The 25,475-nt window shown below is 62.9% G+C and carries 24 protein-coding genes; 13 read left to right on the forward strand and 11 right to left on the reverse strand.

What is annotated here, in order from left to right:
* Both HT585_RS04040 and HT585_RS04045 read right to left on the reverse strand, forming a co-directional pair.
* Complete coding sequence (locus HT585_RS04040; protein WP_176351710.1) at positions 1-930, reverse strand: histone deacetylase family protein; 930 nt, start codon at positions 928-930, stop codon at positions 1-3.
* A gap of 63 nt (positions 931-993) precedes the next feature.
* Positions 994-1,968, reverse strand: coding sequence for a zinc-dependent alcohol dehydrogenase family protein (locus tag HT585_RS04045; protein ID WP_176351711.1), 975 nt, complete (start codon positions 1,966-1,968; stop codon positions 994-996).
* A gap of 16 nt (positions 1,969-1,984) precedes the next feature.
* Between HT585_RS04045 and HT585_RS04050 the strand changes: the two genes are divergently transcribed.
* Positions 1,985-2,386: an acyl-CoA thioesterase gene (locus tag HT585_RS04050; protein WP_176351712.1), complete on the forward strand. Its 402-nt coding sequence runs from the start codon at positions 1,985-1,987 to the stop codon at positions 2,384-2,386.
* Between the two features lie 5 nt (positions 2,387-2,391).
* On the opposite strand, the gene HT585_RS04055 is transcribed toward HT585_RS04050, so the two are convergent.
* The 5 genes from HT585_RS04055 to HT585_RS04075 are packed head-to-tail and all read right to left on the reverse strand — an operon-like array spanning position 2,392 to position 6,942.
* Complete coding sequence (locus HT585_RS04055; RefSeq protein ID WP_176352178.1) at positions 2,392-3,588, reverse strand: thiolase family protein; 1,197 nt, start codon at positions 3,586-3,588, stop codon at positions 2,392-2,394.
* The gene (locus HT585_RS04060) at positions 3,563-5,059 is read right to left on the reverse strand and encodes a class I adenylate-forming enzyme family protein (RefSeq protein ID WP_176351713.1); all 1,497 of its coding nucleotides are present in this window, start codon (positions 5,057-5,059) and stop codon (positions 3,563-3,565) included. Before HT585_RS04060 ends, HT585_RS04055 begins: the two co-directional genes overlap by 26 nt.
* 3 nt (positions 5,060-5,062) lie before the next feature.
* Positions 5,063-5,626 (reverse strand): biotin transporter BioY, encoded by a 564-nt coding sequence (locus HT585_RS04065; RefSeq protein WP_176351714.1) that lies wholly within the window; start codon positions 5,624-5,626, stop codon positions 5,063-5,065.
* A 36-nt stretch (positions 5,627-5,662) separates the two neighbouring features.
* Complete coding sequence (locus tag HT585_RS04070) at positions 5,663-6,268, reverse strand: energy-coupling factor transporter transmembrane component T family protein (RefSeq protein ID WP_176351715.1); 606 nt, start codon at positions 6,266-6,268, stop codon at positions 5,663-5,665.
* Positions 6,262-6,942, reverse strand: coding sequence for an energy-coupling factor ABC transporter ATP-binding protein (locus HT585_RS04075; RefSeq protein ID WP_176351716.1), 681 nt, complete (start codon positions 6,940-6,942; stop codon positions 6,262-6,264). Before HT585_RS04075 ends, HT585_RS04070 begins: the two co-directional genes overlap by 7 nt.
* Before the next feature lie 116 nt (positions 6,943-7,058).
* Between HT585_RS04075 and HT585_RS04080 the strand changes: the two genes are divergently transcribed.
* The 3 genes from HT585_RS04080 to HT585_RS04090 all read left to right on the forward strand — a co-directional run bounded on the left by HT585_RS04080 (position 7,059) and on the right by HT585_RS04090 (position 10,514).
* On the forward strand, positions 7,059-8,258 hold the full coding sequence (locus HT585_RS04080; protein WP_176351717.1) for a winged helix-turn-helix domain-containing protein: 1,200 nt from the start codon (positions 7,059-7,061) through the stop codon (positions 8,256-8,258).
* 78 nt (positions 8,259-8,336) lie between these two features.
* Entirely contained in the window at positions 8,337-9,752 is a 1,416-nt protein-coding gene (gene tldD, locus HT585_RS04085) for a metalloprotease TldD (protein ID WP_176351718.1), read from the forward strand.
* 252 nt (positions 9,753-10,004) lie between these two features.
* Positions 10,005-10,514 carry a GNAT family N-acetyltransferase gene (locus HT585_RS04090; RefSeq protein ID WP_246707563.1) on the forward strand — a complete coding sequence of 170 codons (510 nt, stop codon included), beginning with the start codon at positions 10,005-10,007 and terminating at the stop codon, positions 10,512-10,514.
* A 28-nt stretch (positions 10,515-10,542) separates the two neighbouring features.
* Here the strand turns inward: HT585_RS04090 and HT585_RS04095 are convergent, their stop codons facing one another.
* Positions 10,543-11,808 (reverse strand): serine hydrolase, encoded by a 1,266-nt coding sequence (locus tag HT585_RS04095; protein ID WP_425513725.1) that lies wholly within the window; start codon positions 11,806-11,808, stop codon positions 10,543-10,545.
* Between the two features lie 325 nt (positions 11,809-12,133).
* Between HT585_RS04095 and HT585_RS04100 the strand changes: the two genes are divergently transcribed.
* On the forward strand, positions 12,134-13,183 hold the full coding sequence (locus HT585_RS04100; protein WP_176351720.1) for a polysaccharide deacetylase family protein: 1,050 nt from the start codon (positions 12,134-12,136) through the stop codon (positions 13,181-13,183).
* 17 nt (positions 13,184-13,200) lie between these two features.
* Here HT585_RS04100 and pdxH read toward each other — a convergent pair whose 3' ends face one another.
* The gene (gene pdxH / locus HT585_RS04105; protein ID WP_077498069.1) at positions 13,201-13,821 is read right to left on the reverse strand and encodes a pyridoxamine 5'-phosphate oxidase; all 621 of its coding nucleotides are present in this window, start codon (positions 13,819-13,821) and stop codon (positions 13,201-13,203) included.
* A 140-nt stretch (positions 13,822-13,961) separates the two neighbouring features.
* Between pdxH and HT585_RS04110 the strand changes: the two genes are divergently transcribed.
* From HT585_RS04110 to HT585_RS04125, 4 genes are all read left to right on the forward strand, one after another.
* Positions 13,962-14,414, forward strand: a complete 453-nt coding sequence (locus HT585_RS04110; RefSeq protein WP_176351721.1) for an RT0821/Lpp0805 family surface protein — start codon at positions 13,962-13,964, stop codon at positions 14,412-14,414.
* 215 nt (positions 14,415-14,629) lie between these two features.
* A complete protein-coding gene (locus tag HT585_RS04115) occupies positions 14,630-15,688 on the forward strand; it encodes a DnaJ C-terminal domain-containing protein (protein ID WP_176351722.1) in 1,059 nt (352 codons plus the stop codon).
* Positions 15,689-15,892: 204 nt separating this feature from the next.
* Complete coding sequence (fabI, locus tag HT585_RS04120; protein ID WP_077498066.1) at positions 15,893-16,711, forward strand: enoyl-ACP reductase FabI; 819 nt, start codon at positions 15,893-15,895, stop codon at positions 16,709-16,711.
* 49 nt (positions 16,712-16,760) lie between these two features.
* A complete protein-coding gene (locus HT585_RS04125; RefSeq protein WP_176351723.1) occupies positions 16,761-17,345 on the forward strand; it encodes a histidine phosphatase family protein in 585 nt (194 codons plus the stop codon).
* Between the two features lie 135 nt (positions 17,346-17,480).
* Here HT585_RS04125 and HT585_RS04130 read toward each other — a convergent pair whose 3' ends face one another.
* Entirely contained in the window at positions 17,481-17,741 is a 261-nt protein-coding gene (locus tag HT585_RS04130) for a DUF1344 domain-containing protein (protein ID WP_053250645.1), read from the reverse strand.
* Positions 17,742-18,038: 297 nt separating this feature from the next.
* On the opposite strand from HT585_RS04130, the gene HT585_RS04135 reads away from it, so the two are divergent.
* The 3 genes from HT585_RS04135 (at position 18,039) to ribB (ending at position 23,553) form a co-directional block, all read left to right on the forward strand.
* Positions 18,039-21,218: a bifunctional diguanylate cyclase/phosphodiesterase gene (locus tag HT585_RS04135; protein WP_343213922.1), complete on the forward strand. Its 3,180-nt coding sequence runs from the start codon at positions 18,039-18,041 to the stop codon at positions 21,216-21,218.
* A 121-nt stretch (positions 21,219-21,339) separates the two neighbouring features.
* Entirely contained in the window at positions 21,340-22,437 is a 1,098-nt protein-coding gene (aroC, locus tag HT585_RS04140; protein WP_176351725.1) for a chorismate synthase, read from the forward strand.
* 15 nt (positions 22,438-22,452) lie between these two features.
* Positions 22,453-23,553 (forward strand): 3,4-dihydroxy-2-butanone-4-phosphate synthase, encoded by a 1,101-nt coding sequence (gene ribB / locus HT585_RS04145; RefSeq protein WP_176351726.1) that lies wholly within the window; start codon positions 22,453-22,455, stop codon positions 23,551-23,553.
* A gap of 142 nt (positions 23,554-23,695) precedes the next feature.
* On the opposite strand, the gene HT585_RS04150 is transcribed toward ribB, so the two are convergent.
* Positions 23,696-24,226, reverse strand: coding sequence for an invasion associated locus B family protein (locus HT585_RS04150; protein WP_176352180.1), 531 nt, complete (start codon positions 24,224-24,226; stop codon positions 23,696-23,698).
* A 355-nt stretch (positions 24,227-24,581) separates the two neighbouring features.
* Between HT585_RS04150 and coxB the strand changes: the two genes are divergently transcribed.
* Complete coding sequence (gene coxB / locus HT585_RS04155) at positions 24,582-25,466, forward strand: cytochrome c oxidase subunit II (RefSeq protein WP_176351727.1); 885 nt, start codon at positions 24,582-24,584, stop codon at positions 25,464-25,466.
* The last annotated feature ends 9 nt before the right edge of the window (positions 25,467-25,475 follow it).

The raw sequence follows: 25,475 nt of genomic DNA on the forward strand, positions 1-25,475 counted from the left end.
TTACCCTCTCATCAATCTCAAAATATGCATGCCGGCCGACTCGGCCAGCCCCTGCAGGTCATAGCCGCCCTCGAGCAGGCTGACCATGCGGTTGCCGGCACTGCGGTCGGCGATCTCGTGCAGGCGGCCGGTCGCCCAGTCGAAATCCTCGCCGACGAGGTTGATCTGCGCCAGCGGATCGCGGTGGTGGGCGTCGAAACCGGCTGAGATCAGGATGAAATCTGGCCGGAAATTGGTCAGCGCCGACAAGACGCGCGACCGGAATGCCTCGCGAAAATGCTCGCTGCCGACATTGGGCGAGAGCGGTGCGTTGACGATGTTGCCCTTGACGCCGGTCTCGTCCTTGGCACCGGTGCCGGGATAGAGCGGCATCTGGTGGGTGGAGCAGAAAAGCACCGACGGGTCATCCCAGAAGATGTCCTGGGTGCCGTTGCCGTGGTGCACGTCCCAATCAACGATGGCAACGCGTTCGGCGCCATGGGCTACCTGCGCGTGCCGGGCGGCAATCGCTACCGTGTTGAAGAAGCAGAAGCCCATGGCCTTGTTCTTCTCGGCATGGTGGCCGGGCGGGCGGGCGGCGACGAAGGCATTGTCCGCCTTGCCGGTGAACACCGCATCCACCGCCTCGACGGCCCCGCCGATGCCGGTCAGCGCCGCCTCAAAGCTCATCGGGCTGGCATAGGTGTCGGCTTCGAGATCGTTGATGCCTTCGTCGGGGATGGCACGCTTCACGGTGCGTAGATGCTCTTCCGGATGGACGAGCAGTATCAGGTCCTCGCTCGCCTTCGTCGCCTTCACGCGTTTGAGGTCGGCGAAATTCGGATGTTCGAGCGCAAGGTTCAGAGCCTTCAGCCGGTCCGGCCGTTCGGGATGGCCTTCCGGAACCTCGTGTTCCAGGAAGACCGGATTTTCATAGAGCAGCGTGGTCATCCGCCGAAACTAGTGCTGTAACCGGCCAAGGTCCATGGCACGCCCAAGGGAAAGTCCTGATTTTCAACAGCGCGTGTCGAGGAGCAGCTTGCCGTCGCGTTTGGGGTCCGCCTGATGTGCCAGGGCTTCATCAAGGCCGCTGAGCGGATAGATTTGCGCAATCCGGCTTGAGAAAAGTCCGGTTCGAAGTCCGGCAAAGCTCTGCGCGAAAGCCGCCTCGATGGCAGGCCGCCGGGCGGCGTGCACCCAGGTTCTGAGCCAGAGGAAAGAAAAGCGCACGTCCGGCCGTGCCTGGATCGCCGGGATCGGCACGGGCACGCCGCTGAGCGCGCCATACTGGATGAATGCCGCGCCGGGCTGCAACGTCTGGCCGATAAGGTCGCCGGCAAACGAGCCGCCGACCGCGTCGAGAATGGCGTCGAAGGCAAGGCCTGAAGGGATGTGCCTGTCATCGGCGACGACGATTTCGCCGGCCGCATCGGCCGCCAGTCGCTCGGCGCTGCGTTCGCTGCGCACGATCCCGACCGGCCTTGCGCCTTCGCCTGCGATGAGCTTCATCAGCATGCCGCCGATGGCCGAACCCGCGGCGGTGACGCCGATCCTGCGGTCGGCTATCGGTCCGAAATGGGCTTTCAGCGCTTCGATCAGCCGAATTGCCGTCAGCGGGTTGACGTAGCTGGTTGCCGCCTGGCGGTCGTCGATATCGTCGGGCACGGAGAAGCACCATTCGGCGGGTCGCACCAGATACGCCTGCCAGAGACCGCTTGCGCCGATCGGGATCGCGCGATCACCGGGCTTCAAGCTCGTAACGCCGGCGCCGACGCGTGTAACGGTGCCGACACCTTCAAAGCCCGGTACGAAGGGCAGGGTGGTCCGGGCGCTGTAGGCGCCGGTGACGGGAATGAGATCGGAAGGATTGATCGCCGAAAGGGACAGCGCGATCTCGACCTCGCCAGGCCCTGGCGGGATGCGCTCGGCATCGACGAGCGCAATCACTTGTCGCGGATCGCCGAACTGGCTAACGAGGGTGGAGCGCATTTTAAGAGGGCCTCGCATGGACGGCAGGGAGAGGGACAACGTCACGGAAATCCGCATTCCGTTTCGCGATATAGACATGCATGGCCACATGCACAATGCCGCCTATTATGCCCATGCCGAAGCCTCACTTTCCCATCTCTGGCGGCATCGGCCGTCGGTCGCTCATGAGCCGGCCTATCTCGTTCGTCGCTCGGCTTGCGTCTTCCATCGCGGCCTGCGCTATGACGAGCCGGCGCGCTTCATCGTCACCGTCGCCAAGATCGGCGGCAGCTCGGTGAGCTTTGCCGTGCGGGTCGAGGCGGCCGGCCAGCTTGCGGCCGAGCTCGAGGTCGTCTGGGTCGCCGTCGATCGCGAGCGGCACACGCCGCTGCCGGTGCCGGCCGCAACCCGCGAGTGGCTCGGCAGCTACATTCTCTGACAAAATTAACTGACGGGCCGCCGGCTGCGAAACAGCGCGACAGTGCCCATGCCGCCGCCGATGCCCATCATCGCCAGCGCCCGCGTTTCCTGTGGGACCGCCCGCATCTGCGTGAAAAGCCGGACCACGAGGATCGCTCCGGATGCGCCATAGGGGTGGCCGAGCGCAATGGCGCCGCCATCGAAATTGACCCGCTCAGGTGCGATCCCGAGTTGATCGAGGCTGCCGAGAACCTGCGAGGCGAAGGCTTCGTTGAATTCGATGAAGTCGACCGCGTCGGCATCGAGCCCGGGATTGCGCGCTTTCAGCTTGTCCATCGCCGGCACCGGACCAAGTCCGAGCAGGTCGGGATGCACGCCGGCAGTTGCCGCGTCGACGAATTCGAGCGCAAAGGGAAGGCCGAGGCGCTGCGCTTCGGCAAGGCTTGTCACCAGAACCATCGCCGCACCGTCGTTGATCGGGCAGGCATTGCCTGCCGTCACCGTGCCATCCTTGACAAAGACGGGTTTCAGCCGCTGCAAGGTTTCGAGCGACGCATTGGCGCGCGGGCATTCGTCCGTATCGACGGTCCCGGCTGTCGTTTCGATCGGTACGATTTCATTCGAAAACCGGCCAGCGGCCTGGGCGGCCACAGCACGTCGCTGGCTTTCGAGCGCGAAAGCATCCTGTCTTTCGCGGGAAATGGCGCAGGCGGTGGCGACGTTTTCGGCAGCAACGCCCATGTCTGGGTCGCCGATCTCGTCCGGAGCCATGCGCGAGCGTTTGATCGGTTGAGGTTCTTCGCCCGGCGCTGTTGGCGGCCTCAGGCGAATATGGGCGCGGCTGGCGCTTTCGGTGCCGCCGGCGAGATAGAAGCGTCCGGCGCCCGCCTGAATGAGGCGTGCGGCGAGCATGATGGCTTCCAGACCGGCGCCGCATTGCCTGTCGATGGTCAGGCCCGATGTCGATACCGGAAGCCCGGCTTCGAGTGCTGCAAGCCGCCCGAGATTGCCGGCGCAATTGGCGGCATTGCCGAGGATGACGTCGTCGACCACATCGGTAGCCAGGCCGACGTCGCTCAGGATGCGGTTGATGAGGGGCGCGGCGAGGCGTGCCGGCTCGACCTCTGCGAGCACGCCACGCACGCGTCCAACAGGCGTGCGCAGGGCCGCCACGATCACCGGGATGCGCTCTGGGTCAGACGAAGGGCTCGAGGGCGTCATGTCCATCCACAATCCATTGCTTGAGGGTGCCGGCCGCCACCTTACCAGATTGTGTCATGGGCAAGGCACGGCAAAGCCAGATTCGCCGCGGATGTTTATAGCGCGGCAGATGGATATCGAGATGACGGGCGAGGGCCGCCCGGTCGATTGCACCAGCGTTGGGCTCGATGACCGCGACCAACTCGCTGCCGAGGTCGGGATGGTCGAGGCCGAGAACGAAGGCCGCATGCACATCGACATGCCCGGCAAGCGTCGCCTCGACTTCCTGCGGATAGATGTTGTTGCCGCCGGAAAGCACCATGCCGCCGGAGCGACCGACGAGATGCAGCGTGCCGTCGGCATTCAGGAAACCGAGATCGCCAACGGTTGCGAGTTTGCCGACGCGCCGGAGGCCCGCGCCGTCGCCGGCGCCGATATAGCCGCTGGCAATCAGGTCGCTGTCGACGAAGATCGTGCCGGTCTCGCCTGCTGGCAGCGGCCTCTCGCTCTCGTCAAGTACGATGAGGCCGACACCGGGAAAGGCCCGTCCGACGGCGGTTGCCGATGCGGTATCGCCAGGGCCGGCAACGCTGATGAACCCGAGCTCGGAGGCGCCATAATACTCGACGATGTCGGCCAGCGGAAAAGTTGCCGCCGCGGCGGCACGGTCGGCCGGTGTCAGCTTGGCGCCGGCAACGGTGATCTTCTGGACGGAGGTCAAAACTGAGGACGACGCACAGAGCCGCCGCAGCATCGTCGGCACCAGCACGAGCCGTCTGACTTCCAGCGACTTGATGATTTCGGAAGCGCGCGCCGCATCGAAATGCGCCATGCCGATGAATTCGGCGCCGGCGACAAGGGTTTCGGCGAGGGCATAAAGCGTTAGCCCATGAGCGAGCGGGCCGGGCGCGAAGGTGCGGGTATCGCTGCCGATGCCGAAAAAATCCTGCCCCGTCTTCAGGCTGCGCCGCCAGGAGCCGCGATCGCGCACGATCGCTTTCGGCATGCCTGTTGTGCCGGAGGTGAAGACGACGAGAAACGGTTCTTCGTCGGCGCCGATGACAAGCGGCGACGTGTTGTCGCCGGAACCGGCGATGAAGGCCTTGTCGTTTCCGGCAAGGGGTGCGCCCAGCAGCAGCCCGTCGCCGTCGGCGCAAACGACGATGTCGGGGCGCAATTGCTCCCGCATCGCCGCGCGCGTCGCCTCCGGCAGATGCGGATCGATCAATGCGACGCAATGGCCGCCCGATGTTGCGGCGAGAAAGGCTGCTGTGAAAAGGGGATGGTTGCCGATCTCGAGGGCGATCAGCCTCGTGGTGCCGGGCAGTGCGTTTTCACTCCGTGCGTCTACCGTCAGTTTCCCGAACGCTGAAACGAGCTGGCCGGCGCAAAGCGCAAGCTCCCGGAATGTGAAAACCCGGCCTTCCATGTGGAAGGCCGGGGCATGCGGATTTTGGTCCGTGTGGCGCGCAAGCGCGGCGGCAAAAGGCATTGCTCAGGCGCGAACGTGCAGCAGCGGATAGCCCGCAAAAACGGCCCGTGCTGCAAGCGTCGCGATCGCAGCCTTCAAGAGGTCGCCGGGCAGGAAGGCGAGCGAACCGGTCGCAACGGCCAGCAGAGGCGTGCCAGTGATGGCGGATACCCACGGCATGCCAATTGCATAGAGCACGACGATGCCGCCGATAATCGAGGCGAGGAAGAAGCCGATGAACTGGCGGAGTTCCGGCTGGCCCTCACGGACGAAGCGCTGCGCGATCAGGCCGGTGACGAAGGTGGCCACGACCCAACCGAGGATGAAGCCGCCGGACGGGCCGGCAAACACGGCGAGACCGCCACGACCGCCTGACAGCACCGGCAGGCCGATCGCAACGAGCAGCAGGAAGAGCAGAAAGGCCAGCGCGCCGCGCTTGGCGCCGAGGATGCAGCCGGCAAGCATCACGCCCATGGACTGTGCGGTGATCGGCACGGGAATGAAGCCGAGCGTGATCGGCGGAATGAGGCCGAGCGCGACGACGATCGCGGCAAAGAGGGCGATAAGGACGAGGTCTCTGGTGTTCATGCTGTTCCTGTTCCTTGTTTATTAGGGTATGCGAATTTATTGGCGACGAAAACCGCGGGCGTCAATCGCCGCAGCGATCGTATCCGCATCTTTGAGCGTCAGGATGATCAGCGGACCGATGATCGTCAACGGCCGCACCGGCAGCCCGCGCGCCCGGTGTGCTTCGCGGATGGCCTGGTATCGCGCGAAAATGTCGGGAACGAAGCGCAGGACGAGCCCCAGCGCCAGGCTGACATCGGCGGCAAGCACCCATCCGAGGCGCTCGAACGGCGACAAAAGCACGGTGATCTCGTCCATGAAAGCACTGATCGTCGTCGTTGCCGTCACGGCGGCGGCAAACAGCACCAGCGCCAGCAGCCGCAGGGTCAGCACGCCGACTTCGCTTAATGGGAGGAAGAAGAGGTTCACAGCCGCGAGAAAAAAGATGGTGAAGAAGACGAAGCCGACGCGCTTCAGCGCTTCGCGCCAGGAAATGCCGACCGAGAGATAGAGCCCACCCGAGATCACGAACGCAGTCAGTTGCACAGGCAGCGAGCCGCTGAGGAAAAGCAGAATGCTCAGCGCCACCAAAGGCAAAAGCTTAGCGCGCACCGGAAGGCGATGCAGCCAGCTGTCGCCCTCGATGTGCAGGCTCGTCAGCATCCGGCAATCTCATGGTAGCGGCGGATTGTTTCGTGCGGGGCGCCGTCGGCCGCAAGCCGCCCTTCATGGAAGAGCAAGAGCCGCTCGACGTTTTCGACCAGCGGCAGGTCGTGGGTGATGACAAGCGTGTCTTCGTCCAGCGCGGCGATCGTGTCGGCAACCCGCCGGCGGTTGCGCAGGTCGAGCTGGTTGGTCGGCTCGTCGAGGATGAGGATCTTCGGGTCGGTGACGACGACGCTCGCCATGGCGATCAACTGGGTCTCGCCGCCGGAAAGCTCATGAACCCGGCGCCGGGCCAGGTGTTCGACGCCGAAACGCGACAGGACGGCCTGCGTACGTCGATCGATCTCGTCGCCCTTCAGGCCGCGGTTCTTCAGCCCGAAGCCGATGTCGTCGGCAACGACGGGCATGATCAGCTGGTGTTGCGGATTCTGGAAGATGAAGCCGGCTTCGGAAAGCACCGCGCGCTCGTCCTTGACTGTATCGAGACCGTTGACGGTGACTTGGCCGGCGGAAGGCTTGACGAGGCCGTTGATCAGCCGCGCGAAGGTGGTCTTGCCGGAGCCGTTGAGGCCGATAATGCCGACACGCCGTTCCGTGATTTCAAGCGTCAGCGGCTGTAGCGCCACCCGTTCGCCGAAGCGGACCGAGCAATCGGTAAAGCGGATGTCCATCCCGTCCCTCGCGGTTTGCGGTCTGCTCTATAGGCCAAGACGGCGCAGAAGGGCAATGCTGCATCGCAGCAAGCTCCCCATTTGAAATATGGGAATAAAAGCCTACTCTTTCTCCCATGACGATTCGGCTCTCCAATAGCGATGCGCGGCGCATCTTTCTCGCGAAGCAGGGCCTTTCCGGCACGCCGCACCGCGCGCTCGGCAAGGACGGCCTCTTGAAGCTCATCCACGACATCGGCTTCGTGCAGGTCGACAGCATCGCGACGGTCGAGCGCGCCCACCACCAGATCCTGTTTTCGCGCAACCAGACCTACCGGCGCGAACATCTGACATCGCTGCTCGAAGTCGACGGCGAACTGTTCGAGCACTGGACCCATGATGCATCGATCATTCCCAGCAGCTTCTACCGCTACTGGAAGCACCGCTTCAAATGGGAAGGCGAAACGATCGTCGAGCGCTGGAGCAAATGGCGCGGCGAGGGGTTCGAGAAAAGTTGCGACGACACCTATCAGCGCATTGCCCAGGGCGGCCCGGTGCTTGCCCGCGAGCTCAAAGAGGCTGAACACACGTCGGGCGGCTGGTGGAACTGGCACCCTTCGAAGACCGCACTCGAAATCCTGTGGCGCACCGGCAAGCTGGCGATCGCCCGACGGGAGAATTTCCAGAAGGTCTACGACCTGACCGAGCGGGTGATACCGCCCCACCATCACGGTGCCGAAGTGGAGCATCACGAGTTCATCGACTGGGCCTGCCGCAGCGCGCTGGAGCGCCTGGGTTTTGCCACCCACGGCGAAATCGCCGCCTTCTGGGACCTGGTTTCTCCCGATGAGGCAAAGGCCTGGGTGGCCGAGCACCGCGACGAACTGATCGACGTGGCGCTTGAACCGCTCGACGGCGGCAAGCCACGCCTATCCTATGCGCTTGCCGGCTTTCCCGACACGCTCAGTGACATTCCCGACCCGCCCGGCCGCGTTCGTGTCCTGAGCCCCTTCGATCCCCTGCTGCGCGACCGCAATCGCACCGAGCGGCTGTTCGGCTTTTTCTATCGGATCGAGATCTTCGTGCCCGAGCCGAAACGGGAATATGGCTACTATGTCTTCCCGCTGATCGAAGGCGACCGGCTGATCGGCCGCATCGACATGAAGGCCGACCGCAAGCGCGGCAGCCTCGACGTACGCCGGCTCTGGCTGGAGCGCGGCGTCAAGGCATCCTCCGGCCGCATGGAGCGCATCGACGCGGAACTCGAACGCGTCGCCCGTTTCACCGGCGTCGAGCGCATCGAACGCCTCGAGGGCTGGAACGCATCGCTCTCGTGATCGATATTTTCCTTGGCTTGGACCGCGCGCCTTCCTAAATGAAGGCCATCGAATTTCACGACGCGGGAGCGCACGACCATGAACACCGATCTGATGAGCCTCTTCGATGCCGATGAGGCAGCGATCCGCAAGGTTCTGTCGGAGACGCTTGCCGGCGCCGACGATGGCGAACTGTTTTTGGAGCATGCCCAGGCCGAAGTGCTCTCCTTCGACAACGGCCGGCTGAAGGGCGGCAGCTTCAACACCGACCAGGGTTTTGGCCTGCGGGCGGTGGCCGGCGAATCGGTCGGCTATGCCCATGCCGGCGAGCTGTCGCTGGCAGCGCTTGGCCGAGCGGCGGATGCTGTCGGTCAGGTGACGCGCGGCTATGCCGGCTCCTATGCCGCGGCTCCCCAGCGCACCAACAAGAAGCTTTATGGCGACGAAAACCCGATCGGCGAGCCGAGCTTCGAGGCGAAGGTGGCGCTGCTGCAGGAGATCGACGCCTATCTGCGTGCGCGCGACCCGAAGGTCCGCCAGGTGACGGCCTCGATTGCCGCGAGCTGGCAGCTGGTCGACATCCTGCGCGCCGACGGTCATCGGGTCCAGGACATCCGGCCGATGACGCGCATTAACATCTCCGTGGTTGCCGGTGACGGCGACCGCCAGGAAAGCGGCTCCTACGGCATCGGCGGCCGTCGCGGCTTCGGCGACTTCATCACCGAGGAAAACTGGAAGAAGGGCGCCGACGAGGCACTGCGCCAGGCGCTCGTCAATCTCGACGCGATCGACGCGCCGGCCGGCACAATGGATGTGGTGCTTGCCTCCGGCTGGCCGGGCGTCATGCTGCACGAAGCCGTCGGCCACGGCCTTGAGGGTGATTTCAACCGCAAGAAGACCTCGGCTTTTGCCGGCCTGCTCGGCGAGCAGGTGGCGGCCAAGGGCGTGACCGTCGTCGACGATGGCACGATCGAGGCCCGTCGCGGCTCGATCTCGATCGACGACGAGGGAACGCCGTCCGGCTACAATGTGCTGATCGAGGACGGCAAGCTCGTCGGCTACATGCAGGATCGCCAGAACGCTCGCCTGATGGGCATGACGCCGACCGGCAACGGCCGGCGCCAGGGGTATGCCCATGTGCCGATGCCGCGCATGACAAACACCTACATGCTCTCTGGCGACAGGACGCCTGAGGAAATCATCGCCTCGGTGAACAAGGGCATCTATGCGGTTTCCTTCGGCGGCGGTCAGGTCGACATCACCTCCGGCAAGTTCGTCTTCGGCTGCACCGAGGCCTACATGATCGAGAACGGCAAGATCGGCGCGCCGGTCAAGGGCGCGATGCTGATCGGAAATGGCCCGGACGCTATGAAGCGGGTGACGATGGTCGGCAACGACACCAAGCTCGACACCGGCATCGGCAACTGCGGAAAGGCCGGGCAATGGGTCCCGGTCGGCGTCGGCCAGCCGCACCTGCGCATGGACCAGATCACCGTCGGCGGCACACAGGCATAAAGCGCGTCGCGATCTTTCAGATTCGCTGGCGCGCTTTAAGCTCCTGTTTTTACGCATGTCGTTATCGCAAAACCGCGGCACAATTTTGCGTGATGTGCTTTAAGGCCTCTTCGTCAATCCTCACGAAGTCTCCACCGAATGTTGGCGCTTTGCCTTTTGGCCCTACGGCACAATTTTTCTCCTGAGATCGGCTTTGATCTCAGGACTTAATGCCGCGCGTGCATGATTGCCGCCGAGGATATGGAGACTTGCATGGATGAACGGTCAACAATGCGTTTGGATGTGAGGCCATTCGTCAAGGCGGATGAGCAGGCCGTCATCGACGTCATCGTGCCGATACAGAGTATCGAATTCGGCATCGCAATCACGGCGGATGACCAGCCGGATCTGCGGGCGATCCCCACCTTCTACCAATCGGGCAAGGGCGGCTTCTGGGTGGCTACCGCCGGCAACGATATCGTCGGCACGTTGGGCCTGAAGGATATCGGCAACGGAGATGCGGCGCTTCGCAAGATGTTCGTTGCACCCGACTATCGCGGGCGCGAGCACGGCGTGGCCTTGCGCTTGCTCGAGGCGCTGTTTGCTCATGCGAGCGGTGCCGGGATCCGTGCGGTCTTTCTCGGTACCACCGACAAATTCCTCGCGGCGCATCGCTTTTACGAGAAGAACGGTTTCGTCGAGATCGGCCGGGACGATTTGCCTGTTACCTTCCCGCTCATGGCAATCGACTCGAAATTCTATGTCCGCCGCATCCCCGCCTGAGCGCTGCAAGGGCGGAATCAGGCATCGATCACCCTCGCGATGGCAGGAGCATGCAATCGTAGGAGCGCTTCTTCAGCGCGCTGCAGGCTTCGGCCGCCGCTTCGCGGCTGGTGAAACCGACGAAGCGAGCGCGATAAACCGTTCCGGCACCCTTGCCGACGGCCTCCGTGTAGGGGGACGCATGCGCCAGCCTGTCGCCTCCGGCCGCTTGTGCCTGCGCCAGCAGAGCACGGGCCGCGTCAGCAGAAGGGGCTGCCGAGATCTGGATCTGCCAGCCTCCGGCAGCAGGAACGGCGGCGGTGATTTCGACTTCGGCCATGGCCGTGGGGCGTTCCCCCGGAACGGCCGCAGTGGACGATGCGGCGATCAGGGCCGCAACGCTATCGCCCTTGGCGCGATGAGGTGCCGTATAGGGCATGGGCACGTCCGACATCGTGGCGGCGGATGCGACCTCGACCTCCGCGGGGGCAGCGCTGCGTGTCTTGGCGGCAGCGACCAGTTGGCGCCCGGTGGATGCCTTGCCGAGATGGCGGTTGAGCAGGGCCGCCATCTTGTCGTCGCGGCTGCGCGCCGTGCGCCCACCCAGGACGACGCCGATGACGCGGCGGTTGCCGTCCCTGACGGCGCTGACGAGGTTGAAGCCGGAGGCATTGGTGTAGCCGGTCTTGATGCCGTCCATTCCGTCGTAGCGATACATCAGATTGTTGTGGCCGCGGATCTTGCGGCCGCGAAACGTGAAGCTCGGCGTGGCAAACAGCCGATACTCCCGGGGATAATCGCGCATCAGCGCCACGGCGAGTGTCGACATATCGCGCGCGGTCGTCACCTGTTTGCTGGCCGGCAGGCCCGAGGCGTTGATGAAAACCGTGCGGCTCATGCCCAACTTGCGCGCCTTGGCGGTCATCTTCCTGGCAAAGTTCTGCTCCGAGCCGCCGAGCTTTTCGCTCATCGCGGCGGCGGCGTCATTTGCCGAGCGAACGATCATGCCGTAGACCGCCTCGCGCACGGTGATCGTGCTGCCCGGCTTCAGGCCCAGCTTCATCGGCGGTTTTGCGGCGGCCGCCTTCGACACTTTGATCTTGCTGTCCCAGCTGATGTCGCCGCGACGCAGCGCCTCGAAGGTGAGATAGAGCGTCATCATCTTGGTGAGCGACGCCGGGTGGTTGAGCGTATCCGCATTCTCCGACGACAGGACCTTGCCGGTGCGCGCATCGAGCACGAGGGATGCGCTGCCGGCAAAAGCGGTCGCAGACCCCAAGGCGAGAGCGCACATCGCCAGCAGCAGGCAGCGGATAATCTTCATGTCTGTCCCCATCGAAAAGCGCCGTCGGGCAGGCGCGCAGCTGTGTCGTTTTGCGACAAGGCCGTGTCTTTGCTGCAACTTTGAGGCAGAATGCGATTTTTTCCTTCGACTTTCGTCGGGGTGGTAAACCAAAAATTAACGTCATCGCCCTTCAGCAAGGTTTAACGCTCGTGCCGTTAACCTCCATGGTGGTGCGTCTGATAGGACGCGTGAAGGACACACCAGCGCTTGAAGCCTCCACACGATCTCCTCGATAAATCGATCGCGGTCCAAGGCGTCTTCAGTGGTTGTCGATGGTTGATTTGAACGGACCGATATGGCAGGCGGCATCACCGCAGGGATAAAGACGAGAGTGCGACGCGCGGCAATTTCCGGCGGGCTTGAGCTTGCAAGCGGCCTAAACCGCGCCGGCCTGATGTCGGATGCGCGCGGGCGCGGCGCCATCTTCACCCTGCATCACGTTCGGCCAAGGATTGCGCGTGCCTTCGATCCGAACGCTCATCTGGAAATCACCCCGAAGTTTCTGGACAAAGCCCTCGAGCAGATGAAGCGGGAGGGCTATCGCTTCATCGCGCTGGACGATGTGCCAAAGGCGCTTGCCGACAGGGACGGCGCGCCGTTTGCCTGCTTCACCCTCGACGACGGCTACCGCAACAATCTCGATCATGCCCTGCCGGTTTTTACGCGGCATGACGTGCCGTTCACCGTTTTCGTTGCCGGCGGCTTCGTCGATCGTACCCATACGCTGTGGTGGGAAACGCTGGCCGATCTGCTATCGGCCACCAGCCGGCTCCGGTTCGATTTCGGCAGCGGAATGGAGATGCTGAAAACGGAAAGTACCGTGGAAAAGCAGGCGGTGTTTGAGCGGATGGCCGCCTACATCCACGGTGTTGAGGAAAGCATCGCGGTTGCCGCCCTCGACGCAATCGCGTTGGAGCACGGGATCGATGCTGTGGCCATCACCAAAGCGCTGACGCTTGACGAAGCCGGCCTGCGCCGTCTTGTCGAAAGCCCGCTCGCGAGCCTCGGGGCGCACACCATCAGCCATCGTGCCGTCGCGCGGCTCGGCGATGAGCAGGCAGCCGAGGAAATCGAGGCATCCGCTGCTCGCGTCGAAGCCATTACAGGCAAAAGGCCGCGCAGCTTCGCCTATCCCTACGGCGACCGCCCGGCTGTCTCCCCGCGCGATCAACGACTTGTCGCCGATCTGGGATTTGCGGTCGCCGTCACCACAATGCCGGGCACTGTCGCAACAGCAGCGCCGTTGCACGCCCTGCCGCGCATTTCGCTCAACGGCCACTTCCAGCGCGCCCGCTACGTTTCGGCCCTTGCTTCAGGCATTCCGTTCCGGCTTGCCCGCAGTTAGCCGCCGGAACGTGTCCGTCAGGGGTACATCCGCACCTTTTCCCAGCCACCCTCAGGCGTCTCACGCCGAAACTCCAGGCGGTCGTGCAGGCGGAACGGCCGGTCGTGCCAGAATTCGATCGAGGTCGGGCGGATGCGAAAGCCGGACCAGTATTCCGGGCGCGGGATTTCTCCGAGTGCATGGCGGGCGGTGTATTCGGCAACCGCTTTTTCCAGCGCGAACCGGCTTTCCAGCGGACGGGACTGCTTCGAGGCCCAGGCGCCGATGCGGCTGCCGCGCGGCCGCGACTTGAAATATTCGTCCGCCTCTGCGTCGGAGACTATTTCGACGGGTCCGCGCAGCCGCACCTGACGCCGGAGTGATTTCCAGTGGAAACACATGGCAGCCTTGCGGGCGCTCAGAACCTCGCGGCCCTTCTGGCTTTCGAAATTGGTATAGAAGACGAAGCCGCGCTCGTCGAAGTCCTTGAGCAGAACCATGCGGACATTCGGCAGTCCGTCAGGGTCGACGGTTGCCAGCGCCACGGCGTTGGGGTCGTTGATCTCGCTGCCTTCCGCGTCTTTCAGCCATGTGCCAAAAAGGGAAAAGGGCTCGTTTGCTTCCGTGAAGTCACCGCTTGTTAACTCATTCACCGCCATATTGCCTTCTAACGCCGTGATGTCTGGCGCGGAAACGCTTCGGGATGAGCCCGAGCGGTGTTTCCGCATCGAAAATGTCAGAGCCTGCTTGTTGACTTCCTCGGGAAACGTGCGGCTCTTGCGAGTCTGACAGGATTGCCGTGCAAGACATAGCAAAGTGGATCGATGGCAAGAAGGGGTATTCCTTCGCGGTGATGCGTGGCGCGGCAATTTGCCTACCGGTGCTCATCCTGTCCGGCTGCATGGGAGCGGGCCTCGATCTGTTCGGCAGCAGCGTCGATCGCACCGTCTCGACCGGTACCGTTCCCGTTGCCAAAACCTCCGATGGTCTTTCCGATGCGGTCCTGGTGCGCAATGCCGTCACCTCGGCCGAACTCGGGCATGGCGCGCTCAATCCTATTCCCTGGGCGAATTCGACCTCAGGCAGCGCCGGCGTCATCAGCAGCATTCAGGAAGACAATGCCAGCGGCATGCTCTGCCGCCGCTTCACCACGACCCGCCATTCCTATGAGGGCATTGCCAAGTTCGACGGCAGCACCTGCAAGCTCGGCGATGGCGAGTGGTACCTCACCAGCTTCGGCCCGCGCGCCTGAAATCCTGTGTTAACCACATTTCGGCAAACCGCCGACGGAACGTCCCGATCGCCGTCTTGGCCTGCTTCATCGTCGCCGCGGCTAACCGATCTTTAGCAAGTTCTGCCCATCCTCGCCGCTGAGCGGGACATGCCACCACGGCGCGTGATCCCCGGTTTGAGGCATAAGGCGGGCATCCGGGAGAAGCCGCCGATCAGAGAAGATGGTAGCAAACCATGCGTGATCCCTATGCAGTCCTCGGCGTCCGGCGCACCGCCGGTCAGGATGAAATCAAGGCGGCGTGGCGCTCGGTCGCCAAGGCTATCCATCCCGACCACAATCAGGACGACCCGACTGCCGCCGAACGCTTTGCCGAGGCCGGCAAGGCCTATGAACTGCTGCGCGACCCGAAGCTGAGAAGCCGCTACGACTATGCTCGCCGCGAAGCCGAGTTACGTCGCATGGAGGCAATGAAGGCGAAGATGCGCGGCCCCGAACCGGAGGAGCAGCCGGTCGACGCCGAAACCGCCGAGGAGGCGGTCTCGCAGATTTTCGGTGCGGAGACGCGGGCAAGAAACGCCAGGCCTGCCGCCAAGCCGACGGCGGCCCGGGCACCGGAGAGACCCTCCGCGCCGTCAGAGCCGAAGCCAGAACCGGCCAACGAGCCGAAGCAGGAGGCCGTCACCAGGACGGAGCCGCCGTTGATGCAGCGCGCTGCGGCACCCGCCGCCGAGCTGGTGGCCGCCATTGTCCGGCGCATTCGCGGCCGGGCGGCCAAGACCGCCGACAAGGTCCCCGATCTTGCTGTCGATCTGACCGTCACCATCCAGGATCTGATCGATCGCCAGCGCCTGTCGCTTGAGCTGCCCGATGGCGAAACCGTCAAGGTTCAGATACCGCCGGGCGCCGTTGACGGGCAGACGGTCCGGTTGGCAGAGCAGGGGTATCGCGTCACCGGCATGACACGCGGCGATGTCGTCGTCACTTTGCGTGTCGACCAGAGCGGTGCATTCCGAACCAATGGACTGGACCTGCTGACGACATTGCCTGTTGACCTTCAGAGCGCGGTGCTCGGTTGCGAGCATGTCATTTCCACGCCGATCGGCGAGGTGACCGTTGTCGTTCCGGCCTGGTCCGGGTCGGACAAGGTCATTCGCGTCGAAGGCTTCGGGCTGCCGGGTTCCTATGGCGCGCGGGGAAATCTGCTGGTCGAACTGCGGCTCGTCTTGCGTGACACGCCGGATGAGAAAGTCACCGATCTGATGAAATCGCTGCGCGATGGCCTCTATTTGTGACGGTTTGCTGACACACTGACCCAATATTACGGGGACTAACAGTTCCTGATCCCGGCCGCGCTTGAACCACCGGAGCGGCTATGCCATAGGCAATTCTCGACAATTTGCCGCACGTGCGCCGCTAGCGCCGGTCAGGCGTTTTTGAATTTTGTTAAGTCTGGCGTCGGCGTCGTCGATGCCGGCATTTAGTATTGGGGACAATGCATGGCTCAGGCATCGGGTTTGATGAAGGGCAAGCGTGGCGTCATCATGGGCGTCGCGAACAACCGATCGATCGCATGGGGGATTGCCAAGGCTATCCACGCCCAGGGCGGCGAAGTTGCGCTGACCTATCAGGGTGATGCACTGAAGAAGCGCGTCGAGCCGCTGCTGGCCGAAATCGACGGTTTCATGGCCGGCCACTGCGACGTCAGCGACGAAGCGTCCATCGACGAGGTTTTCTCCGCGCTTGAAAAGCACTGGGGCAAGATTGACTTCGTCGTGCACGCGATCGGCTTCTCCGACAAGGACGAACTGACTGGCCGTTATGTCGACACGTCGCCGGAAAACTTCGCCAAGACGATGCAGATCTCGGTCTACTCGTTCACGTCGGTGGCCCGACGCGCTGAAAAGCTGATGACGGATGGCGGCTCGATGCTGACGCTGACCTACTACGGCGCCGAGAAGGTGATGCCGAACTACAACGTTATGGGTGTCGCCAAGGCGGCGCTTGAAGCGAGCGTCAAGTATCTGGCGGTCGATCTTGGCCCGAAGAACATTCGCGTAAACGCCATCTCGGCCGGCCCGATCAAGACGCTGGCCGCCTCCGGCATCGGCGACTTCCGCTACATCCTGAAGTGGAACGAGTACAACGCACCGCTGCGTCGCACCGTCACGATCGAGGAAGTGGGCGATGTCGGCCTCTACATGCTGTCCGACCTGTCGCGCTCGGTCACGGGTGAAGTCCACCACGCCGACAGCGGTTACCATGTCGTCGGCATGAAGGCCGTCGACGCCCCGGATATCTCCGTCATCAAGGATTGATCGGCGTCACCATCAGGCCCGAACAGCCTCCTGCCCGGAGCGAAATGTTGTGCTGATCTATGTGATCCGTCACGGACAAACCGACTGGAACGCGGAAAGCCGCCTCCAGGGGCAGAAGGACATCCCTCTCAACGACACCGGCCGCCAGCAGGCGACCGGAAACGGGCTGGCGCTCGCAGCCATCCTCGGTGCTGACGCTCAGCAGTTCGACTTCGTCGCAAGTCCTCTCGGTCGCACCCGGGAGACCATGGAGCGCCTGCGCCGGGCCATGGGGCTTGACCCCACCCTCTACCGCACCGACGACCGGTTGAAGGAAGTCTCCTTCGGCGATTGGGAAGGCTTCACGCTACCGGAGCTGAAGCGCTCCGTGCCGGAGCGTATCGCCGAGCGACGCAAGGTGAAATGGGATTTCATTCCGCCCGGTGATGATGCCGAAAGCTACGAGATCCTCTCCTGGCGGATTGCGGCCTGGCTCAAGGACGTGAACGGGCCGACGGTCTGCGTCAGCCATGGTGGCGTCATCCGCGCGCTGTTCAAGCTTTTTGGCGAGATGGACGAAGACGAGGCGGCTTCGGCTGCCATCCCGCAGGATCGTCTGTTGCGGATTGCCGGCAATACCATCGGCTGGATCTGAGGTTCTGGCGCATCGCGCATTAGCAAAGCCGTGGAAGCGGCTCTCTCATTGTCTTCATGCATTTCCTGGAAATGCTTCGGCAACGCCGGATCAGGACCCCCGCCCCCATGGGGCGGGACGTGGTTCTCAAAAGTCTTACTGGACGATTTCGAGGTCGTTGATCACACGCTTGCCATCGACCTCTGTATAAAACACGAGAACTTTGACGCCGGCGGTGAGGCCTTCGAAGTTGAACTCTTCAGGTGCCTGATAGCTCTTGCCGTCGTCGAGCTGAAGGCTGAGGCGGTCGGTATCGACGCCAGTGATGACGGCCTCGACGTCGGCGCTTTCGGCAAGAGCCGACAAAGGCGAAAGCAAGCCGGCGGTGGCCATGAGCGCGGCAATGACAAAACGCATCTTTCTTGCCCTCTTCAATATATCTGCGATTCTTCTTGTCATCACCATTTGATCCCCGATTGTGGCAAAAATTGCCTTGTACCGTCGCTTTTGACAGGCATTTCCCTCGTTTGGGGGGTGCCCGGCCGGTTGGGGGAGACTGAACGCCAAACGTGCAGTTTTCAAGCGTTCAGCCGGTGGGATCGGCGACGCTTCCGTATTGTATCCCCATGAATTATGGGGTTTTCCAAAGAAATGTCACGAAAGCCAATCTTAAGACTCGCTCGCTACCTTCGGTTGGGGATCGAGGGGAATAGAGTGAAGATTGTTGACGTTCTGCGCCAACGCATTCGGGCGGCAGCCAGATTTGCGAAACCGTCGCTGATACCGGCTGCGATCGCGGGCATTGTTGTGTTCAGCGGCGGCCACATCTATGAGCGCCAAAACCTTGAAAACTTCCGAAGCGATCTGAGGATCGACGTCGAGAACGAGCTGAACCTCATCGCCAATCGCCTCCAGTCGGAGGTCAATACCAATATTGCCGCCCTCAACGGGTTCGCCAACAGCATCGGCGTTCATCCCGAGATGACCGCGGACGATTTCACGGTCATGTCGACCAAGTTGCTGCTGCAGAACCCGCAGATGGTGCGGGTGTCGGCCGCGCCGGGCGGTGTTGTGCGCATCGCTTTTCCCCGCGAAAGCCAGCAATGGTTCGTCGGCACCGATTTCAACAAGTTCGGTGCGACGCGGCGTGCCGTGGAGCGGGCTTCGTCCACCGTGAAGCCGGTGATGATCGGCCCCATTCGCCTGCCGAGCGGGCGCAACGGCTTTGAGCTCTTCCTGCCTGTCTTCGCCAAGATCCAGGGGCGCATGGAGCGGTGGGGTTATGTCGAGGCGGTCCTTGACGAAAAGGCTCTCTATCGCTCGGCCCGCCTGCTTGACGACGGTGTTGAAACGCCGGAATCGACTGGCGATCACCGCCATGTCGACGTGCATCTCGCAATCCGCGACGTTTCGGAACCGGAGCGCGTCCAGGATGCCTTCTTCGGCAGTGACAGCGTTTTTCGGGTGGCGCCGGCCAGGCGTCAACTTGTCCTGCCCGGCGGCGTGTGGGAGCTGGCGGCGACACCGATTGGGGGCTGGGACCAGCTGCCGGAAAACAGCACCGACCTGCGCCTGGCCATTGCTGCGGCGGTCGCCGTCGTCGTCATTCCCATTCTTTTGACCGGCGGTCTGGTCAACGAGCGCCAGCGCAACATCGCCAAGCTGAGGGCGCGCGAAGGTGAGGTGATGACGCTTTCGCATCGTCTCAATCTGGCGCTCGAGGCCTCCAAGATCGGCATATGGGAAATCGATCAGGCAACGCAGGAGCGGTCGTGGGACGACCGCATGTTCCATCTGCATGGGTTGACCGTCCATGAAGAAGAGCCGACCTACGAGGAATGGCGCTCGACCGTCCACCCAGACGATGCCGGCATTGCCGCCAACACTCTCTTTCGCAGCCTCGACGAGGGGCTGGAGTACCGTTCCCAGTATCGCGTCGTGCTGACCGACGGCAGCATACGGCACATCCGCAATGTCGGTTCCGGCCATCAGGGTGTCGACGGTCGCTCGAAGATCACCGGCATCAGCTGGGATGTGACCGACGACGTGTTGAAGAACGAACGTCTGGGCGCCGCCAAGGCTCAGGTCGATCAGCAGAACCTGGAACTCGAGCGGGCCTTGAAGGGGCTTTACGAGCGCGAGCAGGAACTGGAGAAGCTGTCGCGCCGGCTTGACCTCGCGCTTGACAGCTATCGTTGCGGCATGTGGGAGGCGGATCTCGACAACAACGTCGCTTATTGGGACGAGCGCATGCACCAGCTCTACGGGCTGGTCTATACCGATGGCGCCACCAACGAGGAAACCTGGCTCGGTGCCCTTCATCCCGACGATCGCGGGTCGGCACTGCTGGCCGTCAACACGGCGATCGGCGCGCGCGAAACCTATGTCCACCAGGCGCGCGTGGTTCTGGCCGAGGGCGCCGTTCGACACATTCGTTCGGTCGGCAAGCTGCATGTGTCGCCGGAGGGGCGCAGGAAACTGGTCGGTATCGCGCTCGACGTGACCGACGACGTGGTGATGACCGAACAATTGCGCGCAGCCAAGGCAATGACCGACGCCAAGAACGCCGAGCTGGAGCAGGCGCGGATCCGCATCGAGCACAATTCGCTGCACGATCCGCTGACAGGGCTCGGCAATCGCCGGATGCTCGACAAGGCGCTGGAACGGCTGACCGGTGCGGGGACCGACACGCCGCAACACATCGCCATCCTTCATATCGACCTCGACCGCTTCAAACAGATCAACGACACGCTCGGCCATGCGGCCGGCGACGCGATGCTGGTTCATGCGTCGGAGATCCTGCGCTCCAACATTGGGCCGGGTGACCTCGTGGCGCGCATCGGCGGCGACGAGTTTGTCGTCGTCGTAACCGGCGCGCCGGGCGATGCGGCGCTTGCGGCGCTCTGCGACCGGATCATCGCGGAGATGCGCCAGCCTGTCGATTACAACGGGTTTCCCTGCCGCTTCGGCGTCAGCATCGGCGTCGCCGTGGCGCGCCAGGCGGATGGCGATGCGCGCAAGCTGCTCGTCAATGCCGACATGGCGCTCTATCGGGCGAAGGAGAATGGCCGGAACCGCTATCAGTTCTTCACGCAGATCCTCCAGGCCGAAGTCGTCACCGCCAAGCGCGTTGCTGACGAGATCCTCGAGGGGATCGAGCGCGACGAGTTCGTTCCCTGGTACCAGCCGCAATTCGACGCCGCGACATTGGCGCTCTCCGGTGTGGAGGCGCTCATACGCTGGTGTCATCCCCGTCACGGCATTCTGACGCCGGACAGGTTCCTGGCGATCGCCGATGACCTGAACGTGACCGCGGCGCTCGACCGGCTCGTCCTCGAAAAATCGTTGGCCGACCAGATGCGCTGGGCAGCCGCCGGCCTCAGGGTGCCGAAGATCTCCGTCAACGTGTCGGCCAAGCGCCTGCAGGACGAACGGCTGCTCGCCTCGCTCGAGGGCCTGAGCATCGCGCCGGGGCAGCTTTCCTTCGAACTGGTGGAGTCGATCTTCCTCGATGAGAGCGACGACATCGTCACGGCCAACATCGAGGGCATCAAGAAGCTTGGCATCGACATCGAGATCGACGATTTCGGCACGGGCCATACCTCGATCGTCAGCCTCTTGAAGATCAAGCCGAAACGGCTGAAGATCGACCGTCAGCTCGTGGTTCCCGTGCTCAGCGCCCGCACGGAGCAGGCGCTGATCCGGTCGATCATCGATATCGCCCGCTCGCTCGGCATCGAGACGGTGGCAGAAGGTGTGGAGACCATGGCCCATGCCGAAATGCTCGGCATTCTCGGCTGCGACCTGCTGCAGGGTTATGCCTTCTCGAAACCGCTGAGCGCAGAGAGTTTCCTGGCGTTCGCGACGGAGCGCGGGCTCAAGCTCGCCTCCTGACGCGTTGGCAAAATCCTGGCGCGCGTCGGAAGGACTTTCCCCTGTCCCGGCTTTCCACTAAGAGAGTGGCGCCCGTACATGAAACATGTACGTCCGTTGCTTCTCAGAGTTCGGTTGCCTCATGTCGCACAATACTTTCGGTCACCTCTTCCGCGTTACCACCTGGGGCGAAAGCCATGGGCCAGCACTTGGCTGCGTGGTGGATGGGTGCCCGCCCGGCATTCGTTTCACGCTGGCCGAACTGCAGGCCTGGCTCGACAAGCGCAAGCCCGGCCAGTCGCGTTTCGTCACGCAGCGCCGTGAGGACGATCTCGTCAAGGTTCTCTCCGGCGTGATGCTGGATGAGGACGGAGAGACGATGATCTCGACCGGCACACCGATCTCCATGCTGATCGAAAACACCGACCAGCGCTCGAAGGACTATTCGGAAATCTCCAAGCGTTACCGCCCCGGGCATGCCGATTACACCTATGACGTCAAATACGGCATTCGCGACTACCGCGGCGGCGGCCGCTCGTCGGCGCGTGAAACGGCGGCACGCGTTGCCGCCGGCGGTGTCGCCCGCAAGGTTGTGCCGGGGCTGGTCGTGCGCGCGGCACTCGTGCAGATCGGCAAGCACAAGGTCGACCGGGCGAACTGGGATTGGGCCGAGGTCAACAACAACCCGTTCTTCGCGCCGGACCCGGCGATCGTGCCCGTTTGGGAGGAATACCTGGACGGTATCCGCAAATCGGGTTCGTCGATCGGCGCCGTCGTCGAAGTGGTGGCCGAGGGCGTTCCGGCCGGCATCGGTGCGCCCATCTATGCCAAGCTCGACCAGGACATCGCTTCGAACCTGATGTCGATCAACGCCGTCAAGGGCGTCGAGATCGGAAACGGTTTTGGTGCTGCTGAAATCACCGGCGAGGAAAATGCCGACGAGATGCGCATCGGTGAAGACGGCCAGCCGGTCTTCCTCTCCAACAATGCGGGCGGCATCCTTGGCGGCATCTCGACCGGCCAGCCGGTCATCGCCCGCTTTGCCATCAAGCCAACCTCTTCTATCCTCACCGAACGCCGCTCGATCGACAGCGACGGCAACGAGGTGGATGTGCGCACCAAGGGGCGTCATGACCCTTGCGTCGGCATCCGCGCCGTCCCGATCGGCGAGGCGATGGTTGCCTGCACCATTGCAGATCACTACCTGCGTGACCGCGGCCAGACCGGCCGGCTCAAATAGTTTGGGAACAACAAGATGTCCTATGACCAGAAGCGTGTCGTTGATGCCATCCGTGCCTTCGAAGCCGGCGAGATCGTCGTCGTCACCGATGATGACGGCCGCGAAAACGAAGGCGACCTGATCGTCGCTGCCGTGCATTGCACGCCGGAGAAAATGGCCTTCATCGTGCGCCATACTTCGGGCATCGTCTGTACTCCGATGCCGCGCGAAGAGGCAAAGCGCCTCAATCTCAACGCCATGGTGGCGGAAAACGATTCGGCGCACACGACGGCCTTTACCGTCTCGGTCGATTTCAAGCACGGCACGACCACCGGCATCTCGGCCGACGATCGAACACTGACCGTGCGTAACCTCGCCAACCCCAATGTCGGACCGACCGATTTCGTCCGCCCCGGCCATATTTTCCCGCTCGTCGCCCGCGAAGGCGGCGTCCTGATGCGTTCGGGCCATACCGAGGCCGCGGTCGATCTCTGCAAGCTCGCAAGCCTGCCGCCGATCGGCGTCATCTGCGAACTGGTCAATGACGACGGCACCGTCACGCGCGGCCCGCAGGTCAGCGCCTTTGCTGAAAAGCACGGTTTGAAGCAGGTCTCGGTCGCCGATCTGATCGCCTACCGCCAGCGCAAGGAAACGCTGATCGAGCAGGGCGGCTCCTTCGACATCGACACGCCCTACGGCAAGGCAAAGGGACATTCCTACTCGTTGCCCTGGGATCCGATGCAGCACCTCGCCGTCGTCTTCGGCGACATCCGCGACGGCGTTGACATTCCGGTCCGCCTGCACCTTGAAAATGTCGGCGCCGACGTTTTCGGCAAGGACTGCCAGATCGACCGGATCATGAAGCGCATGGCCGAAGAGGGCAGGGGCGTCATCGTCTACCTGCGCGAAGGCTCGGTCGGCGTCGGCGTGTCGCACACCGCCCGCAAGGGCAAGCATGACCGCGAAGCCCATGACGAGGCGCAGGCCCGCGAAAGCGAATGGCTCGAAATCGGCCTCGGCGCGCAGATCCTGAAGGATCTCGGCATCAGCTCGATCCGTCTTCTTGCTTCGCGCGAGCGCCACTATGTCGGCCTCGAAGGTTTCGGCATCAAGATTGCCGCGACCGACATTATTTGACCGCGAGCGATTGCAGTTCTTTGGACATTGGAAGCCCGGGCCAGCACCCGGGCTTTTGTTTGCCTATGGTTGGCTTCGGAGCAGAAACAAAAAAAGCCGCGCTCGAGGCGCGGCTTTGAAAAGCGTTCCCTGTCCAGTGCCATCAGGGCAGGGCGTCGTAGCCTTCGCCGAAACCCTTGAGGTCGACAGGAATGCCGATGCCTTCTTCCGGCGACTGGAAGACGATGAAGGTTGCCGTCGCGCCGGAGCGGAAGGTCTTCAACAGTTCGTCCTCGAGCACGACCTCGGCATAGCAGCCGTCAGAGAAGCAGCGCACGAAATAGGCGCGGCCGATATCCTTGCCGTCGACATTGAGGCCAAGACCATTGGGCAGGAGCACGCCGAGCGGCGCCAGAACGCGCAGGATCTTCGCCTTCCGGTCGGCGGTCTTCAGCACGACGACCGACAGGCCGACTTCCGGTCGGTCTTCGGCGATGACGTTCTGCATCAGGGCGCACTGGTCGGTCGATGCACCTGCCGGCTGATCGCAGACGATCGACCAGGCGCCGTGGTTGGACTTGACCGTTCCGGGCGCGCCAGCGGGTTGTTGGGCAGCGCTCGCCGTAGGAAGGGCGAGGACGGCAAGTCCGAGAGCGGCAAGAGCCGACAGTCGGGAGAAGAGGGGCAGGCCCATGTAAACCTCAAAACGTCGAATCATCAGGGCTATTCTTGAAGCGCGCGGGGAGAAATGAAAAGCCCTGCGGGGTACATTCCAGCGCCATATGGCGGAAATTGGGCTCGCGGAACGCCATTGTCACACTGACATGGCGTAAGAGCGCCCTCAGCGGCGCAGATCGAGGCATATAAGTCGATTCGCTGGGGGTTCTAAGGGGTGCCTGTGAGAAAAGTCGCATTTGTGCAAAAATGCCGCATGGGGTTGATTGCACAGATGTTGCGGCATTGGGCAAACTGTGGTTTGAAGCGCAGCAGTATCGCAGGGATTCTGCGTTCCGGTTTGATCCTGATCAAGCGCATTGGGGAGACATATTGTGAAAAACAAGGCCTATGCAGTTATGGCAGCGCTTGCCTGTCTGCTTTTTGCTTCGAGCGCCTACGCTGACAAGCCTGTCGATTGGCAGATGACCTTTCAGCAGGCTGCGACGGGCATCATGGAAGAAATCACGTGGTTTGAACGCTATACCCTGTGGTTCATTATTCCGATCACTCTCTTTGTCCTCCTGCTGCTGATTGTCGTGGTGGTCAAATTTCGTGAGAGAGCCAATCCGGTTCCTTCAAAGACCAGCCATAACACCGCTATCGAAGTTGTCTGGACCGTCGGTCCGGTCATCATCCTGCTGTTCCTGGCGATCCCGTCCTTCCAGCTTTTGACCGCGCAGCTGACGCCGCCGGCCAATCCGGATCTGACGGTCAAGGCGACCGGCAACCAGTGGTACTGGTCCTATGAATATGAAGTCGGCGAAAGCCCGCTCTCCTTCGACAGTCTGCTGATGAAGGAAGAGGACCGTGCGAGCCTCGGCAAGGAAGACAAGGTTGAATATCCGCGCCTTCTCGCCGTCGACAACGAAGTCGTCGTTCCGGTCGGCAAGACCGTTCGCCTGCTCGTGACGGCTGCCGACGTCATCCACGCTTTCGCGATGCCCGCCTTCGGCGTTAAGATCGATGCCGTTCCCGGCCGCCTGAACGAAACCTGGTTCAAGGCTGACCGCGAAGGTCTCTATTACGGCCAGTGTTCCGAGCTCTGCGGCAAGGACCACGCCTATATGCCGATCGCCGTACGCGTTGTTTCGCAGGAAAAATACGACGCCTGGCTCGCAGCCGCCGCAACCAACATCGGCGATGCGAACAAGGCGCTCATGGCGTCCATCGACGGCGCGGCGAAGGCCGTTGACGTCGCTGCCAACGCCGCACAGTAATCGGTAAGG

It is taken from the genome of Ensifer oleiphilus (assembly GCF_013371465.1).
Classification (GTDB): domain Bacteria; phylum Pseudomonadota; class Alphaproteobacteria; order Rhizobiales; family Rhizobiaceae; genus Ensifer; species Ensifer oleiphilus.

Coding starts and splice junctions, on each gene's coding strand:
- HT585_RS04040 (WP_176351710.1), bottom strand. CDS start 930: ATGACCACGCTGCTCTATGAAAATCCGGTCTTCCTGGAACACGAGGTT.
- HT585_RS04045 (WP_176351711.1), bottom strand. CDS start 1,968: ATGCGCTCCACCCTCGTTAGCCAGTTCGGCGATCCGCGACAAGTGATT.
- HT585_RS04050 (WP_176351712.1), top strand. CDS start 1,985: ATGGACGGCAGGGAGAGGGACAACGTCACGGAAATCCGCATTCCGTTT.
- HT585_RS04055 (WP_176352178.1), bottom strand. CDS start 3,588: ATGACGCCCTCGAGCCCTTCGTCTGACCCAGAGCGCATCCCGGTGATC.
- HT585_RS04060 (WP_176351713.1), bottom strand. CDS start 5,059: ATGCCTTTTGCCGCCGCGCTTGCGCGCCACACGGACCAAAATCCGCAT.
- HT585_RS04065 (WP_176351714.1), bottom strand. CDS start 5,626: ATGAACACCAGAGACCTCGTCCTTATCGCCCTCTTTGCCGCGATCGTC.
- HT585_RS04070 (WP_176351715.1), bottom strand. CDS start 6,268: ATGCTGACGAGCCTGCACATCGAGGGCGACAGCTGGCTGCATCGCCTT.
- HT585_RS04075 (WP_176351716.1), bottom strand. CDS start 6,942: ATGGACATCCGCTTTACCGATTGCTCGGTCCGCTTCGGCGAACGGGTG.
- HT585_RS04080 (WP_176351717.1), top strand. CDS start 7,059: ATGACGATTCGGCTCTCCAATAGCGATGCGCGGCGCATCTTTCTCGCG.
- tldD (WP_176351718.1), top strand. CDS start 8,337: ATGAACACCGATCTGATGAGCCTCTTCGATGCCGATGAGGCAGCGATC.
- HT585_RS04090 (WP_246707563.1), top strand. CDS start 10,005: ATGGATGAACGGTCAACAATGCGTTTGGATGTGAGGCCATTCGTCAAG.
- HT585_RS04100 (WP_176351720.1), top strand. CDS start 12,134: ATGGCAGGCGGCATCACCGCAGGGATAAAGACGAGAGTGCGACGCGCG.
- pdxH (WP_077498069.1), bottom strand. CDS start 13,821: ATGGCGGTGAATGAGTTAACAAGCGGTGACTTCACGGAAGCAAACGAG.
- HT585_RS04115 (WP_176351722.1), top strand. CDS start 14,630: ATGCGTGATCCCTATGCAGTCCTCGGCGTCCGGCGCACCGCCGGTCAG.
- fabI (WP_077498066.1), top strand. CDS start 15,893: ATGGCTCAGGCATCGGGTTTGATGAAGGGCAAGCGTGGCGTCATCATG.
- HT585_RS04130 (WP_053250645.1), bottom strand. CDS start 17,741: ATGCGTTTTGTCATTGCCGCGCTCATGGCCACCGCCGGCTTGCTTTCG.
- aroC (WP_176351725.1), top strand. CDS start 21,340: ATGTCGCACAATACTTTCGGTCACCTCTTCCGCGTTACCACCTGGGGC.
- ribB (WP_176351726.1), top strand. CDS start 22,453: ATGTCCTATGACCAGAAGCGTGTCGTTGATGCCATCCGTGCCTTCGAA.
- HT585_RS04150 (WP_176352180.1), bottom strand. CDS start 24,226: ATGGGCCTGCCCCTCTTCTCCCGACTGTCGGCTCTTGCCGCTCTCGGA.